Annotated in this window: 12 protein-coding genes; 8 read left to right on the top strand and 4 right to left on the bottom strand. The window is 66.0% G+C overall.

What is annotated here, in order from left to right:
• Nucleotides 1-103 precede the first annotated feature (103 nt).
• Nucleotides 104-1,099, bottom strand: a complete 996-nt coding sequence (locus tag HOP03_12145) for an acyltransferase (GenBank protein ID NOT88922.1) — start codon at nt 1,097-1,099, stop codon at nt 104-106.
• A gap of 182 nt (nt 1,100-1,281) precedes the next feature.
• Between HOP03_12145 and HOP03_12140 the strand changes: the two genes are divergently transcribed.
• From HOP03_12140 to HOP03_12130, 3 genes are all read left to right on the top strand, one after another.
• Nucleotides 1,282-2,442, top strand: coding sequence for a glycosyltransferase (locus tag HOP03_12140; protein ID NOT88921.1), 1,161 nt, complete (start codon nt 1,282-1,284; stop codon nt 2,440-2,442).
• A 113-nt stretch (nt 2,443-2,555) separates the two neighbouring features.
• Nucleotides 2,556-4,535 carry an asparagine synthase (glutamine-hydrolyzing) gene (gene asnB / locus HOP03_12135; protein NOT88920.1) on the top strand — a complete coding sequence of 660 codons (1,980 nt, stop codon included), beginning with the start codon at nt 2,556-2,558 and terminating at the stop codon, nt 4,533-4,535.
• 34 nt (nt 4,536-4,569) lie between these two features.
• Nucleotides 4,570-5,502, top strand: coding sequence for a class I SAM-dependent methyltransferase (locus HOP03_12130; protein NOT88919.1), 933 nt, complete (start codon nt 4,570-4,572; stop codon nt 5,500-5,502).
• Nucleotides 5,503-5,779: 277 nt separating this feature from the next.
• On the opposite strand, the gene HOP03_12125 is transcribed toward HOP03_12130, so the two are convergent.
• Nucleotides 5,780-6,874: a PQQ-dependent sugar dehydrogenase gene (locus HOP03_12125; protein ID NOT88918.1), complete on the bottom strand. Its 1,095-nt coding sequence runs from the start codon at nt 6,872-6,874 to the stop codon at nt 5,780-5,782.
• A 303-nt stretch (nt 6,875-7,177) separates the two neighbouring features.
• Between HOP03_12125 and HOP03_12120 the strand changes: the two genes are divergently transcribed.
• The 4 genes from HOP03_12120 to HOP03_12105 are packed head-to-tail and all read left to right on the top strand — an operon-like array spanning nt 7,178 to nt 11,078.
• Nucleotides 7,178-7,435, top strand: a complete 258-nt coding sequence (locus HOP03_12120) for an acyl carrier protein (GenBank protein ID NOT88917.1) — start codon at nt 7,178-7,180, stop codon at nt 7,433-7,435.
• A gap of 10 nt (nt 7,436-7,445) precedes the next feature.
• A complete protein-coding gene (locus HOP03_12115) occupies nt 7,446-8,975 on the top strand; it encodes an acyl--CoA ligase (GenBank protein NOT88916.1) in 1,530 nt (509 codons plus the stop codon).
• The gene (gene nadE / locus HOP03_12110) at nt 8,972-10,006 is read left to right on the top strand and encodes an NAD(+) synthase (protein NOT88915.1); all 1,035 of its coding nucleotides are present in this window, start codon (nt 8,972-8,974) and stop codon (nt 10,004-10,006) included. Before HOP03_12115 ends, nadE begins: the two co-directional genes overlap by 4 nt.
• 10 nt (nt 10,007-10,016) lie before the next feature.
• Nucleotides 10,017-11,078, top strand: coding sequence for a hypothetical protein (locus HOP03_12105; GenBank protein ID NOT88914.1), 1,062 nt, complete (start codon nt 10,017-10,019; stop codon nt 11,076-11,078).
• A 63-nt stretch (nt 11,079-11,141) separates the two neighbouring features.
• On the opposite strand, the gene HOP03_12100 is transcribed toward HOP03_12105, so the two are convergent.
• Nucleotides 11,142-12,203, bottom strand: coding sequence for a polysaccharide deacetylase family protein (locus HOP03_12100; GenBank protein ID NOT88913.1), 1,062 nt, complete (start codon nt 12,201-12,203; stop codon nt 11,142-11,144).
• On the opposite strand from HOP03_12100, the gene HOP03_12095 reads away from it, so the two are divergent.
• Nucleotides 12,202-13,131 (top strand): glycosyltransferase, encoded by a 930-nt coding sequence (locus HOP03_12095; protein NOT88912.1) that lies wholly within the window; start codon nt 12,202-12,204, stop codon nt 13,129-13,131. The genes HOP03_12100 and HOP03_12095 overlap by 2 nt on opposite strands.
• A 37-nt stretch (nt 13,132-13,168) precedes the next feature.
• Here HOP03_12095 and HOP03_12090 read toward each other — a convergent pair whose 3' ends face one another.
• A complete protein-coding gene (locus tag HOP03_12090) occupies nt 13,169-14,527 on the bottom strand; it encodes a TIGR03013 family PEP-CTERM/XrtA system glycosyltransferase (GenBank protein ID NOT88911.1) in 1,359 nt (452 codons plus the stop codon).
• Between the last annotated feature and the right edge of the window lie 275 nt (nt 14,528-14,802).

Here is a 14,802-nt window from a genome sequence, read left to right as displayed (position 1 = left end):
CGAGCCTTGCGGATCCCGGGGCCAAGCGGATCTCGATTGCGATGATCGATGCGGTCCGGAGATCGCGGTCTTCGCGGCTGAAGCCGCTCCTACAAGGGCGTGCCTACACGGCGGCTTCTTTCCGCCTGCGCCAGCCGTCGCGTAGTCGTCGCATCGCCGGTCGTTCCACGCGGTAGGTCAGCGCAGTAGCCAACACCAGCACCACAAGAGCGACGATCACCACGGCGGCGAGGCTCGGAACGCCCGCCGCTTCCAGTCGATGGATGAGCGCGAATCCGATGGCCTGATGCAGCAGATACAGGGAGTAGGAAATGCCGCCGAAAAACACGAACGGCGCCTTGCGCAGCCAACGCAGATGCCCGGTCACGAACAGCGCGAAGATCGCGGAACACACGATGCCGGCCAGCAGATACACGGGCGCATAGCACATCCCGATCGAAACCAGCGACAGCGCGATCAGGAGCAGCGTCGATCGCAGCGTATCCGGCCGGCTGTGGATGCGGTAGAACAGGATGCCGAGCGCGAAGAACGGAATATGCTTCAGGATCAACAGTTCGCGCAGGATGTACGAGAAATGCACGTGATGCTGTTCGGTCTGCGCGTACACGATCGTGATCGCCAGCCAGGCCGCGATGATCCACGGGATGCGCTTGAGCTGTCCGAGCATGAACCAGAACAGCATCTGCGCGTAGAAGAACAGTTCGACCTGCAACGTCCAGTACGAACCGTCGAGATGCTCGAAGCCGAGCACGTCCTGCAGCATCGTGATGTTGGCCGCGAGATGCCCCGGCGGAATCCGCTGCTCCGGCATGCCCAACGTGTAGACCACGGCCGCGGTGATCGCGATCGCGGCCCAGTACGCCGGGAACAGCCGCGAAGCGCGCGAGACGATGAAATCCATCGCCGTGCGGGTACGTTCCAGGGTCATGAAAATCACGAATCCGCTGATCAGGAAGAACAGATGGACGCCATAGTTGCCCGCGGGAAAACCGAAGCCCAGGGGCTGCAGGTGACCCAGCTCCTGCTGGTAGAACGTGGTGTAATGGAACACGACCACGCTGATCGCGGCGAGTCCGCGCAGGGCGTCGAGTTCGCCCACGCGTGGATTGCTTCCACCGCTCTCCCGCCTGGCATGCACTTGCGCCACGCTATCCCTCTGGTCGACATGAACGTTTGATATGAAAGCCCCGAATCAACAACGCATTCCACGACCCGGAAAGGACAGCGCCGGCTGCGCGGCCGGGCTGTTCCGCATGCAGAACGGTTCCTGAGCCGTTGTCCATGCGCATCCTGATCGTCACCTCGCAGTTTCCCATCGCCGGAGAACCCAACCGGGGTCGGCCGATCCATCAGACCGTGCGCGAACTGTCGAAACTCGCCGATGTGCGCGTGCTCAGTCCGGTCGCCAGCTATCCGCGCTGGGCGAAACCGCGCAGCTATCTGTTCCGTGCCGCGGATGCCGCGCATACCGTGCCGGGCTGCGATGTGCGCTACATCGATTACCCGGCGCTGCCGATGATCAGCCGGCCGTTCAACGGCTGGCTGTGCGCGCGCACCCTGCATGCGCCGCTGCGCGAATTCGCGCCGGACGTGGTGCTGTCGTACTGGCTGTATCCCGACGCCTTCGGTGCGATGCATGCCGCACGTCGCGCGGGGCTGCCGCTGGTGGTCGGCGCGCGCGGCTCGGACCTGCGCGTGCGCGATGCCATCAGCAAACGCCTTACCCGCCCGGTGCTGCACGCCGCGCAGCGCATCCTCGTGGTCAGCGAAGACCTGGGCCGGGTCGCGGCGCGCGACTACGACGCCGATCCCGCGCGCATCCGCGCGATTCCCAACGGCTGCGACGCCACGATCTTCCATCCGCAGTCGCGCACCGACGCCCGCAACGCACTCGATGTCGATCCGGACGCCGAACTCGTGGTCTATGTCGGGCGATTGGTGCCCGAAAAAGGCCTGCGCGAACTGCTCGATGCGATGGCATCGCTGGCGCCGCAGCGACCGCGACTGGAACTGGCGCTGATCGGCGAAGGCCCGATGCGCGCGGAACTCGATGCGCGCATCGCCGCCGATCCCACCCTGCGCGTGCGTCTGCCAGGCGCGCAGGGCCCGCACGAAGTCGCGCGCTGGATGGCGGCTTCGGATCTGGTCACGCTGCCCAGCTATTCCGAAGGCCATCCGAACGTGCTGGTCGAAGCGCTCGCCTGCGGTCGCCCGGTCGTGGCGACGCCGGTCGGCGGCATTCCCGAAGTGGTGGATGCGGACTGCGGACTGCTGGTGCCGGCACGCGATCCAGCGGCCCTGGCCGTTGGCCTGCGCGATGCGCTCGACCGGTCATGGGACGAGACCGCACTGTCGCGCCGGTTCTCGCGCGGCTGGGATGCGGTCGCGAGGGATACACTGCGTGCCTGCGAAGAGGCGTTGACCGCAACCACGCAGCGCTGATCGGGAAGGGCCGGCTGGGGAGCCGTGGCTGACCCCCGGTCCTTTTCGCGTTGATCCGACTATTGGCCCACAACCGGCCCACAGCTGCGTTCTGTAACAGGGGAAATCACGACGTGTGCGGAATCGCGGGATTCAGCGGGCCTGGGGTGTGCGCCGCGATGGCGCACCCACTGCTCCGGCGCATGATCCACACCCTCGCCCATCGCGGGCCCGACGGCTACGGCTATCACGCCGAGGACGGCGTCGGCCTGGCGCATGCGCGGCTGTCGATCATCGACCTGGCCACCGGCGACCAGCCGATCCGCAACCCGCGCGGCACCGTGTGGACCGTGTTCAACGGCGAGATCTTCAACTACGTCGAACTGCGGCGCGAACTCGAAGCCGAAGGTCGCGTGTTCTACACGCAATCCGACACCGAAGTCATCGTCCATCTGTACGACCGCGACGGCGACCGCTTCGTCGAACATCTCAACGGCCAGTTCGCGATCGCGCTGTGGGACAGCGAACGCCGCCGGCTGGTGCTGGCCCGCGACCGCGCCGGCATCCGTCCGCTGTTTCTCGCCCGCAGCGACGGCCGCCTCTGGTTCGCATCCGAAGCCAAGGCGCTGCTCGCGGTGCTGCCGCAGTGCGCGGCGCTGGATCCATTGGCGCTGGCCGAAACCTTCAGCACCTGGTCGCCGATCGCGCCGCACACCGTCTATCGGGGCATCGACAGCCTGCCGCCGGGACACACGCTCGCGATCGAACACGACGGCCGCGAAACCCTGCGGCAATACTGGGACTGGACCTTTCCGGACGCCGCCGACACCTCACCGTCGCGCTATCCGCTGAGCGTCGAAGCCGCGACCGCCGAACTGCGTGAACTGCTGATCGACGCCGTGCGCCTGCAACTGCGCGCCGACGTCCCGGTGGGCGCGTACCTCAGCGGCGGGCTGGATTCCTCCGGCATCGTCGCGATGATCCGGGGTTTCACCGATACACCGGTGCGCACGTTCTCGGTCGCGTTCGAGGACGGCGAGTTCGACGAAAGCGATTACCAACAGGCGATGGTGCGGCACCTGCGGACCGATCACACCACGCTGCGCTGCACCCGTCGCGACATCGGCGACGCCTTCCCGCAGTTGGTCCGTCATGCCGAAACGCCGGTGCTGCGCACCGCACCGGTGCCGCTGATGCTGCTCGCCGGCAGCGTGCGCGAACACGGCTACAAGGTCGTGTTGACCGGCGAAGGCGCGGATGAAGTCTTCGGCGGCTACGACCTGTTCAAGGAAGCCAAAGTGCGCCGGTTCTGGGCGCAGCAGCCGCAATCCAAACTGCGCCCGCGCCTGCTCGAACGCCTGTACGGCTATCTGCCGAATTCGCCGGTGCGCAACCCGGCGTTCGCGCAGTCGTTCTTCGGCCAGGGCATGGCGCATCTGCAGCGGCCGATCTTCGCGCACGTCCCGCGCTGGACCACCTCGCAGCGCGCGCTCGGGCTGTTGTCGGCGGAGATGCGCGCCGAAATCGGCGCCTTCAATCCGCTGGATGCCTTCGAGGCGACCCTGCCGGCGAACATCGGCGACTGGAACCCGCTCGCGCGCGACCAGTACGTCGAAGCCAAATCGCTGCTCGCCGGGTATCTGCTGTCGTCGCAGGGCGATCGTGCGGCGATGGCGCACTCGATCGAAGGCCGCTTTCCGTATCTCGACCACCGGGTGATCGAATTCGCCAATCGACTGCCGCCCAGCTTCAAGATCCGCGGCATGACCGAGAAATACCTGCTGCGGCGCGCGCTGGCGGACCTGCTGCCGGAGGACATCGTCAACCGCACCAAACAGCCGTATCGCGCGCCCGACAGCACGAGTTTCTTCTTCGACGGCACGCCGCTGGATTACGTGGCCGATCTGATGAGCGAAACGCGCCTGCGCGCCGCCGGTTATTTCGACGCCGATGCCGTCGGCCGGTTGTTCGACAAATGCCGCGCCGGCCGCGCCACCGGGTTCGCCGACAACCAGGCGTTCGTCGGCGTGCTGTCGACGATGCTGATCGACCAGTCGCTGCGCGATACCGCGAAGCCCGCGACCGAACCCGCAGTCGCCGCTCCCGGCGCCTGATCCTTTCATACTCGAACCGGAAGACTCCGCATCCATGCATTGGCGAATCAAGGGCCTCCTGCAGAAAACACTCGGCGTGCTGCCCTGGGGCGAGCCGTTGCACTACCAGTTGCAACGCAGGTTCGGCGGCATGCGCGACCCGCGACGCGAGATCCTGCTCAAGATCGACGATTGGGAGTTGATGGCGAAGCAATTGCATACCGTCGGCGCCGATATCCGCGAAGCGCGCCTGATGGAAGTCGGCAGCGGCTGGTATCCGGCGCTGCCGCTGGCGTGCTATCTCGGCGGTGCGGCGCGCGTGTACACCTGCGACCTCAACCGACTGCTCAAACCGGACCTGATGCGCCTGTGCATCGGGATCCTGGGCGAAGCGCTGCCGCGGATCGCAACGGCTTGCCAGGTGCCGCTGGCGGACGTGCAGTCGCGCTATCGGCACCTGCTCGCTGGCGCGGACGCCGCCGACCCCGCGGATCTCAGCGATGGCGTGATCCAGTACCGCGCACCCGCCGATGCCGCCGATCCGGGGCTCGAAGACGGCGCGGTCGACATCATCTTCTCCAACAGCGTGCTTGAGCACGTGCCGCCGGAGGCCATCGAGCGACTGCATCGCGCCTCGCTGCGGCTGCTGCGTCCCGGCGGCCTGATCTTCCATTCGGTGAACTGCGGCGATCACTACGCCTACGCCGACCCGAAGGTGCATCAGCTCAACTACCTGCGATTCACCGACCGGCAGTGGGCGTTCTGGAACAACGGTTTCCTCTACCAGAACCGGCTGCGCGCGCATCAGCTCGTCGGCGCTGCGCGCGATGCGGGCTTCGAGATGCTGCTCGATACCTCGCGCGCGCGTCCGCAGCGCCTGCAACAGCTGCAGGCGATGACCGTGGCCCCGGAATTCGCCGGGATTCCGGAGGAAAAGTTGTGCATCACGACCGTCGATTTCATCGGCCGCAAGCCGGTGCTTTCATAGGGTGCGCCTTCGGCGCACCGGCTTAGCGGTCGTCATTCACGGCGAGGGTGCGCTGGAAGCCTGAAATATCCCCATGCCTTCCTCATGAACATCGAACGGACCGATTGATCGGCAGTCGCCGTTTTTCCCGTCGTTCCCGCGAACGCGGGAACCCGGTGCCTTTGCGCTGCGCGGACATTGGAAATCGCTGGATCCCCGCGTTCGCGGGGATGACGACGCTTTGTTTGAAACACTCGAAAAAAGTGGGGTTGCCTCAGGCTGGAAGCGCACCCGATGATCAGGGCGGATTGACGGCACGCTGGATCCGCAGCAACTTGCCGTTTTCCTCGTCGGTCAACACATAGATCGCGCCGTCCGGGCCCTCGCGCACGTCGCGGATGCGTTCCGCGCGATCGGTCAGCAGGCGCTCCTCGTGGACGATGCGGTCGCCGTCCAGTTCGAGCCGGATCAGCGCGGTCTTGGCCAATGCGCCCTGGAACAGGTTGCCCTTCCACTCCGGGAACGCCTTGCCGCTGTAGAACAGCATGCCGCTGAGCGCGGGCGACACTTCCCAGACATGGTGCGGCGGCTCCATCCCCGGCGCGGACCTGCCGACCGATCCGGTCACCGGCGAACCGCTGTAATCCTTGCCGAAGGTCACCACCGGCCAACCGTAGTTGCGGCCGGCCTCCGGGATGTTGAGCTCATCGCCGCCCATCGGCCCGTGCTCGCTGGTCCACAGCCGGCGCGTCACCGGATGCAACGCAGCGCCCTGCATATTGCGGTGGCCGTAGGACCAGATCTCCGGGCGCGCGCCTTCGCGCTTCACGAACGGGTTGTCGTCGGGGATGCGACCATCCGGCCAGATCCTCACCAGCTTGCCCTGCAGCTTGTCGAGCGGCTGCGCCGCTTCGGCCACCCGGTTCTCGCCCTGGGTGACGAACAGATGCCCGGCATCGTCGAACACCAGTCGCGAACCCACGTGGGTGCCGCTGGACAGTTTCGGCTCCTGGCGATAGACCACTTCGACATCCAGCAACGCATCGCCTTCCAGCCGTCCACGCGCAACCGCAGTGCCGGCCTTGTTGCCGCGCAGATTCGGCTCGGCGAACGAGAGATAGACCCGTTTGTCTTCGGCGAAGGTCGGCGAGAGCGCCACATCGAGCAATCCCGCCTGGCCATCGACGAAGATTTCCGGCAAGCCCACGATCGGCGCCGACACCGTGCCGTCGGTGTTGATCCTGCGCAGGCGCCCGGCGCGCTCGGTCACCAGCATGCCGCCATCGGGCAGGAACGCCAGCGCCCACGGATGTTCCAGCCCGGCGACACGCTCGACCACCTCGAATTCGACCTTCTCCGAAACGGCACGCCGGGGTTTCGCGTCGACGACCATCCGTGGCGGTTCGGTCGGCGGCGGCGGGACGCCGCCATCGCATGCGGCCAGCGCCATCGACAGCAGCGCCAGCGGCAAGCGCCTGCGGACAAGGCGCGAATCCGCCGTGAATCTGGAAGCCCTGGGCTGGTCCGGCATATGCGTACGCTATCGATGGGTGGTGATGAAGGCTATTCTATCCATGGGATCCCCAAGCGACCGGACTGCTCCGGGTCACCATCGCCACGCATCGGACCGCGACGCCCCCTTGTGGCCGCCGTCGGGTCCTTATTGCGTTGAAAGTTTCGACACGGGGACACATGCATGCAGCGGCAAAAACAAAGTCATCGGATCAAGCAATACATCCTCAAGAATTTCCTGTTTTCCAATGACGACAGCGCCATCGGCGATCAGGACTCCCTGGTTCGCGGCGGCATCCTCGACTCGACCGGCATCTATGAACTCATCATGTTCATCGAAGAGGAGTTCAAGTTCACGATCGCGCCGGAGGAAATGACGCCGGACAACTTCGATACGCTCGAAGTCATCGACGCCTTCATCGACCGAAAACTGGCCGGATAGGCATCGCGTCATGCCGTCGATTGCCGCCCGGGTCGCCGATGTCGCCAGACGCCATCCGGAACGCGTGGCGATCGTCGGCGACGACCGCCGCATCCGTTATGCCGAGTTCTGGGCCGAAGCAGGGCATTTCGCGCGGGCCTTGCGCGCGCGCGGCCTTCGTCCCGGCGAACGGGTGGCGATCCTGCTGCCGAACCGGATCGAGGCTGCGGTCGCCTGCTACGGCTGCTGGCTCGCCGGGGGCATCGTCGCACCGCTGAACGCACAGGCCCGCGCGCGCGATTTCGAAGCCTGGCTGCGGCACTGCGATGCGCGCCACATCGTCTACGAACACAGCCATGGCGATGCCGTCGAAGCGATCTCGAAGATCGATGCCTCCAGTGGACACGCGCCGATCGAGCGCTGGCCGATCGGCGCGGACCGTCCGCTGTCGCCGCCGGGTGCCGCATGGGCATCCGCAAGCGATATCGATGCGAACGCCATCGCCGCCGATGACGCCGCACTCATTCTCTACACCTCGGGCACGACCGGCGCACCCAAGGGCGTCACTCTGACCCACGGCAATCTGCTCGCCAACGCCAGCGCGGTGGTGCGCTATCTGGAACTGGGCGAGCACGACAGCGTGCTCTCGATCCTTGCCTTCTATTACGCCTATGGCGCCTCCGTGCTGCATACGCACCTGCTTGCGGGCGGCTGCGTGGTGCTGGCGCAGAACCTGCTGTTCCCGCACTTGCTGATGGACACCATCGCCCGCGAACGGATCACCGGATTCTCGGGCGTGCCCTCGACCTACGCCTTGCTGCTGGAGCGGGTCAAACTCGCCGATTACGACCTCTCGTCGCTGCGCTATCTCACCCAGGCCGGTGGCGCGATGAGCCCGATGCTGACCCGCCGGCTGCGCACTGCGCTGCCCGACGCGCGTCTGTTCGTGATGTACGGCCAGACCGAGGCCACTTCGCGACTGACCTGGCTGCCGCCCGAGCGCCTCGACGAGAAAATCGGTTCGGTCGGCATCCCGGTCGACGGCGTCGAACTGCGCATCGAATGCGAAGACCGCCGCAAAGCCGACGTCTACGAACCCGGCGAAATCTGGGTGCGCGGCGCCAACGTCATGCGCGGCTATTGGAACAATCCCGACGCCAGCGCATCGGTGCTCCACGACGGCTGGCTGCGCACCGGCGACATGGGCCATCTCGATGCCGACGGTTTCCTCTACATCGATGGTCGCCGCAGCGACATGATCAAGACCGGCGCGCATCGCGTGCATCCGAACGATATCGAGGACGTGATCCACGAGGTGCCCGGCGTGAGCGAGGCCGCAGTGGTCGGTATCGACGACAGCGTTCTCGGCCAGGTGGTCAAGGCGTTCATCGTCGCACCCGGCCTGCCGCCGCACAGCGAAAACCTGATCAAGGCGCACTGCCGGGAGCGTCTGGCCAGCTACAAGATCCCGCGCGAGATCGAGTTCGTCTCCGCCCTGCCGCGCACCGCGTCCGGCAAGGTCCGTCGCGCCGCCCTTCTGGAACCGCAAACCACACCATGAACGCCGTCAATTCCAATACGCTCGACTGGAGCGCGCTCGACATCGACTACGAACAGGAAGCCGACCGCATCGCCGCGCGCCTGCGCGAGATCACCGCGCGGCAGTTGCATCGCCGCGGCCTGGTGGTCGCGATCTCCGGCGGTATCGACAGCTCGGCGAGCGTATCGCTGGCGGTACGCGCGCTCGGCCCGGAACGCGTGTTCGGCCTGATCCTGCCGGAACGCGATTCCTCCGACGACAGCGCCGCACGCGCGACCATCCTCGCGGAGCACCTGGGGATCCGCACCGAAACCGTGGACATCGCCCCGGCGCTCGACGCCATCGGCTGCTATCGCGCCCGCGACGCGGCGGTGCGCAACGCGCTGCCCGAATACGGCGACGGCTGGAAATTCAAGATCGTCATCGACGGCGGCATCCAGGGGCGGTTCAACCGCTTCCGGCTGATCGCGGAATCGCCGGATGGCGCACCGCACGAGCGCGATCTCGCGCTGCCCGATTACCTGACCATCGTCGCGGCCACGAATTTCAAGCAGCGCATCCGCAAGACGCTCGAATATTTCCATGCCGACCGCCTGAACTACGCCGTGGTCGGAACCCCCAACCGGCTGGAATACGATCAGGGCTTCTTCGTCAAGAACGGCGACGGCTCCGCCGATGTGAAGCCGATCGCGCATCTGTACAAATCCCAGGTCTACGGCATGGCCCGTCATCTCGGCCTGCCCGAACGCGTCTGCGCGGCGATTCCCACCACCGACACCTACAGCCTCAACCAGGGGCAGGACGAATTCTATTTCGCGCTGCCTTATCGACAGATGGATCTGGCGCTGTATGCGCTGAATCACGGCCATGCGCCATCGGCGCTCGCGACCGCGCTGGGCATCGACGAATCGCAGGCACGGGCGATCTACGACGACATCGCCAACAAACGCCGGACGACGAAGTATCTGCATCTGCCGCCCGTGCTGGTGGCGGATGTCGCCGAGCCGCATGCTCCGGAACCGCATGCCCCCGGGCCGCGCGCGCAGGCCTGAGCGTACGGACTTGAGCGCCCGGTCGACGCCTCCGCAATACGCGACGCGCGAAGGCGACGCCACCATCGACCGCGAATCGGTGCTCGCGGTCTGGCGCGGCAATCTCGGCCGGGACGCGCGGATGGCGGCCAAATACGACTGGTTCTACCACCGCGCTCCGGCGGGCGCGCCGCTGCTGCAACTGCTGATGCATGCCGACACCGAAGCGCCGGTCGGCGTGTGCTCCGCCGGACGCCGACGCATGCTGCTCGATGGACACGAAGCGCGTGCCGGCGTGATGGTCGACCTTGCGGTGACGCCCGCGCACCGATCGCTGGGTCCGGCGCTGATCCTGCAGCAGGGACTGTTCGCCGCAGGCCAACGCGAACTCGACCTCCTCTATTGTTTTCCCAACCCCAAGGCCGCGCCGGTCTTCAAGCGTATCGGCTACCGGCATCTCGCCGACATGGTGCGGCATGCGCGGGTGCTGCGGCATGCGGAATACGTTCATCGCCGGTGGCCCGGACTGCCGACATGGCTGGCATCGCCGCTCGGCATGCTGGTCGATCTCGGCCACCGCGCGCGCGATGCGTGGCGATGGCGGGCCGGGCGATCGCTTCGGGCGCAATGGTCCGACCGTTCGCCCGACATCGCACCGATCTGGGAACCCTCGCCGAAGCCGTCGGCATTGACCACGCTGCGCGATGCGGCGCATCTGCACTGGCGCTTCGACGATGCGCCAGTCGTGGACGGCCTGATGCCGTTCCGGCACCTGCTGTTGTTCGACGTCGAAACGCCGGTGGCATGGTTCGCGACCCGCCTCGACGGCCATACCCTGCACGTGCACGATTTCTGGTCGCGCGACGGCGCGCAGATCGCGCCGGACATGCTCGCATCGTTGCTGCGCGCGGCCCGCGAAGCGGGCCATGCGGCGGTCTCGATCGAACTGGCGACATCGCCCGAACGCCTGCAGCCCTGGCTGGATGCCGGTTTCAGCGCACGCGGCCAGCGTCCCGTGTTCGGGCATTGGGGTGCGAAGGACGAGGGCGCGATACCGTCGCTGCATCTCGTCTCCGCGGACGAGGACGAATAAGCGACGCACCGGTCGCAATCACCTCACCGCGAAGTACCGCGCGCCGTGAAGCGCAGCGCGCGCTCAGTCCGGACGCAATCGCTGGGTCGCGCGACGGAACAGGTACCACGCAAGCCGCTCGGGGCGGAACCTGCCATGGCGGTCGACAACAGTATCTGTTTCGTAGCCGGTACGACCGAGCAGCCACGATGGCCGCGCACCCACCGCATTCAACACCGGCACGCTGGTGAACAGCAGTTCGTAGCCGGTCGCGCGCGCGCGCGCGGCGATCGCGTCGTCGAACGCACCGTGCGGGAAGGACATCGTCGCGCAGGCCGGCGTCGCCAACCCCTCCGGCGCATCCAGCATCGCCGCCATCGCCTCGCGCGCGCCGCCGAGCTCGGCATCCAGGTCGTCGGCGCGCAGCAACGGCGTATGGGTTTTCCCGTGCAGGCCCAGCTCGATCCCGCCTGCGCGCAGGCGGGACAGATCGGGGACCGCGATCATGTGCTGCAGGCCGTCGTCGAGCTGACCGGCGTGGTGCTCGAGTACGGCACTGCGTTGGGCCGGCGGCATTTTTTCGAGTTGCGCGATCAGCTCGCGCACGCCGGCGATGCCATCCCGATGCGCGGCCTCTCCACCGTGATCGATCATCGTCGCGACCAGCGCGTCCAGCGTCAGCCTGCCCAACCGCCAAGCCGCGATGACCCGTTCCTGGTAGAACGGCTGGCGCGCGCCCACGGCATCGGCGGCCACGAACATGACCGCCGGCAGGCCGGCGCGCTGCAGCGCGGGCATTGCGTAGTCGACGTTGTCCAGCCAGCCATCGTCGAAGGTGATCAGCAGCGCACGCGACGGCAGCCGGGTATCGTCGCGACGGGCGCGCAACAGCTCATCCAGCGAAACCACATGGTAATGGCGCTTGAAGAACGCCAGCGAAGCGACGAACAGGTCTTCGTCGAGGCTGTAATCAGGGTCGCAGGATGCTGAACGCGGATCGGCAGCGCGCAGCGTGCGGTGGAACATCATCACCGTTAAACTGTCGGCATTGCGCGCGCGGTGATAGAAGCCGAGCGCTCCGCTGGCATACAGACATTTCCGGGCGAAATCCTTGAGCATGGCGCGCTTGACCGAACCCTCCACCATGGGATCGACCGCTGTCCCGATCGAAGTATCGGCGATTATACCGACCTACAACCGGCGCGAGCTGGTGCAGCGCGCGATCGACTCGGTGCTGGCGCAAACGCATCCGGTCGACGAGATCATCGTCATCGACGACGGCTCCACCGACGGCACCGGCGATGCGCTGCGCGCACGCTACGGAGAACGCATCCGCTACCACTGGCAGGACAATGCCGGCGTCTCCGCCGCCCGCAATGCCGGCATGGCGATCGCCCGTGGCCGCTATTTCGCGCTGCTGGACAGCGACGATGCATGGCGTGCCGAGAAAACCGCGCACCAGGTCGCATGGCTGGATGCACGTCCGGATTTCGGCATGGTGCTGTGCGATGTCGTCCGCGTCGATGCCGACCACAAACCCTACGACGTCTTCCACCGCCGCGAAGTGTTGCCCGAGGACGGCTGGGTGCTGCACCGCTTGCTGCTCAATCCATCGCTGGTGCCGGCATCGACGATGTTCCGCCGCGAAGTCTTCGACACCTGCGGCGGCTTCGATCCGTCGCTGCGCACCGCCGAGGATCTCGATTTCCACCTGCGCGTCGCACGCCGATGGCAGATCGGCGTGATCGAGGCCGAACTGGTCGAAGCGATGCGCGGACACCAGGATGGCCTGTCCGGAGAAGCGACCACCTACGACGACTACGTGAAAGTCGTCGAGCGCGCGGTCGCCGATGCCGAAGGCCTGGTCGACGACTCGGTGCGCCGCGAAGCCATGGCGCTCACGTACCTGCGCAACGCGCGCGGCATGCTGTTGCGTCGCCGCTGGCGCGATGCGCGCAGGCTGTGGCTCGCCGGCTGGCGGCTGGCGCCCGATGCCGCGACGCGCGGCAATGCGCTCGCGATGCTGCCATTCGCCGCGAAACGCATGCTCAACGTGATGCTAGGCCGCGGCTGAACCAGCCGGGCCGCATCACTGCCACCGGATGCGCGCCTCAGCGCGCGCCGCGCCCGAACAACACCACTTCCACCGTCTGCAGCATGATCATCAGATCGAAGATCAGCCCGTGGTTCTTGACGTAGAACAGGTCGAACTTGAGCTTTTCGTTCGCATCGCGCACCGAAGCGCCATACGGGTAGCGCAATTGCGCCCAGCCGGTCAGACCCGGCTTCACCGAATGGCGCACGTCGTAGTAACGGATCTCGTTGTTGAGCATTTCCACGAACTGCGGGCGCTCGGGCCGTGGACCGACGAAACTCATCTCCCCGGTCAGGACGAGAAGCAGCTGCGGCAATTCATCGAGGCGCGTCTTGCGGATGAACTTGCCGATGCGCGTGCTGCGGTCGTCGTCCTTCGTCGCCCAGCGCGCCACGCCGTCGCTTTCGGCATCCAGGCGCATGCTGCGGAACTTCACCATCTCGAAATGGCGGCCATGCTCGCCGACGCGGATCTGGCGGTAGATCACCGGGCCTTTCGATTCGAGCCGTACCGCCAACGCGACCAGCAGCATCGCCGGCCACGCCACCGACAGCAGCGCTGCAGCGGCGAGCAGGTCGAAGAACCGCTTGGTGAGGCGGCGTGGCGTGGAATAGTCGAAACCACCGGAGAACACCAGCCACGACGGATCGACGATATTGAGCTGGACCATGCCCGCTTCGCGCTCGAAGAACGTCGACAGGTCGGTGACCTGTACGCCCTTCTGCACGCAATTCAACATCTGCTCCATCGGCATGCCGCCGCGGCGCTCGTCCGGGGCGATCACGATTTCGTCGACATTGAGCCGGCTGGCCACCGAGCACAGCGTTTCGTCGGTCCGGATCAGCATCGCTTCATCGACCACGACCGGCTGGTTGGCGGCGGGCACGAAGCCGAGGACATTGAAGGATTGACGGTCGCTTTTCCGGCGCAGTCGCGTATTGATCAGATTGGCGTTGTTGCCTGCGCCGTAGACCAGCACGCGCTGCTTGAGCATTTCGGCCGCCGACAGATGCGACACCACGTAGCGGACCCCGAGCACCGCACCCATGCCGACGAGCAGTGAGATCGCGAGTACGCCACGGCCGATGTAGGCAATCGGAAACACGTAGTACAGCACCAGCAGGCCGATACCGCCCAGTGCGAACGACATGACGATCCGCAGCAGCAGGTCGATCCGACTGTGGCGGACATAGGTCTGGTACAAACCGAAAGCGAGCATCGCACCGGTGACGCAGAGTGCGACCAGCATCGAACGCGCGACGAGCCCACCGATGAAATGCTCGAAGCCCACCGGGTCGGCATGAAAGCGCAACCTGGCGGCGACCACGACCGACAACATCAGAACGCACAGCTCGACGACCCACAGACCACGGATCGCCAATGTATTGCGACTTGAACGTACGGTCCTCACGAAACCCCCTGACCACTACGATATCGAGCCGCGACCGGTCCGACATGCCAAAAGAGCCCGCACCCGCAATGCCAACTGCATTTCGGATGTCCAGGCTGTTCTGCACATGCCCCCTGTGCCGATCGCGCCCCTCTTGCCGGGTTCGGCAGCGTATGAAGCTGCGCTGCTCTTGGATCCCGTCCCCGGTACATTATTCAACAACGTCACGTTTCCAAAAAGCCGGACACGTGCGAAGGATC

The organism is Lysobacter sp. (assembly GCA_013141175.1).
Lineage (GTDB): Bacteria > Pseudomonadota > Gammaproteobacteria > Xanthomonadales > Xanthomonadaceae > Lysobacter_I.
Note: the sequence above shows the minus strand (reverse complement) of the source record. Positions and strands in the feature narration are given on the sequence as shown.

Coding starts and splice junctions, on each gene's coding strand:
- HOP03_12100 (NOT88913.1), bottom strand. CDS start 12,203: ATGGTGGAGGGTTCGGTCAAGCGCGCCATGCTCAAGGATTTCGCCCGG.
- HOP03_12125 (NOT88918.1), bottom strand. CDS start 6,874: ATGGTCGTCGACGCGAAACCCCGGCGTGCCGTTTCGGAGAAGGTCGAA.
- HOP03_12140 (NOT88921.1), top strand. CDS start 1,282: ATGCGCATCCTGATCGTCACCTCGCAGTTTCCCATCGCCGGAGAACCC.
- nadE (NOT88915.1), top strand. CDS start 8,972: ATGAACGCCGTCAATTCCAATACGCTCGACTGGAGCGCGCTCGACATC.
- HOP03_12130 (NOT88919.1), top strand. CDS start 4,570: ATGCATTGGCGAATCAAGGGCCTCCTGCAGAAAACACTCGGCGTGCTG.
- HOP03_12115 (NOT88916.1), top strand. CDS start 7,446: ATGCCGTCGATTGCCGCCCGGGTCGCCGATGTCGCCAGACGCCATCCG.
- HOP03_12120 (NOT88917.1), top strand. CDS start 7,178: ATGCAGCGGCAAAAACAAAGTCATCGGATCAAGCAATACATCCTCAAG.
- HOP03_12095 (NOT88912.1), top strand. CDS start 12,202: ATGGGATCGACCGCTGTCCCGATCGAAGTATCGGCGATTATACCGACC.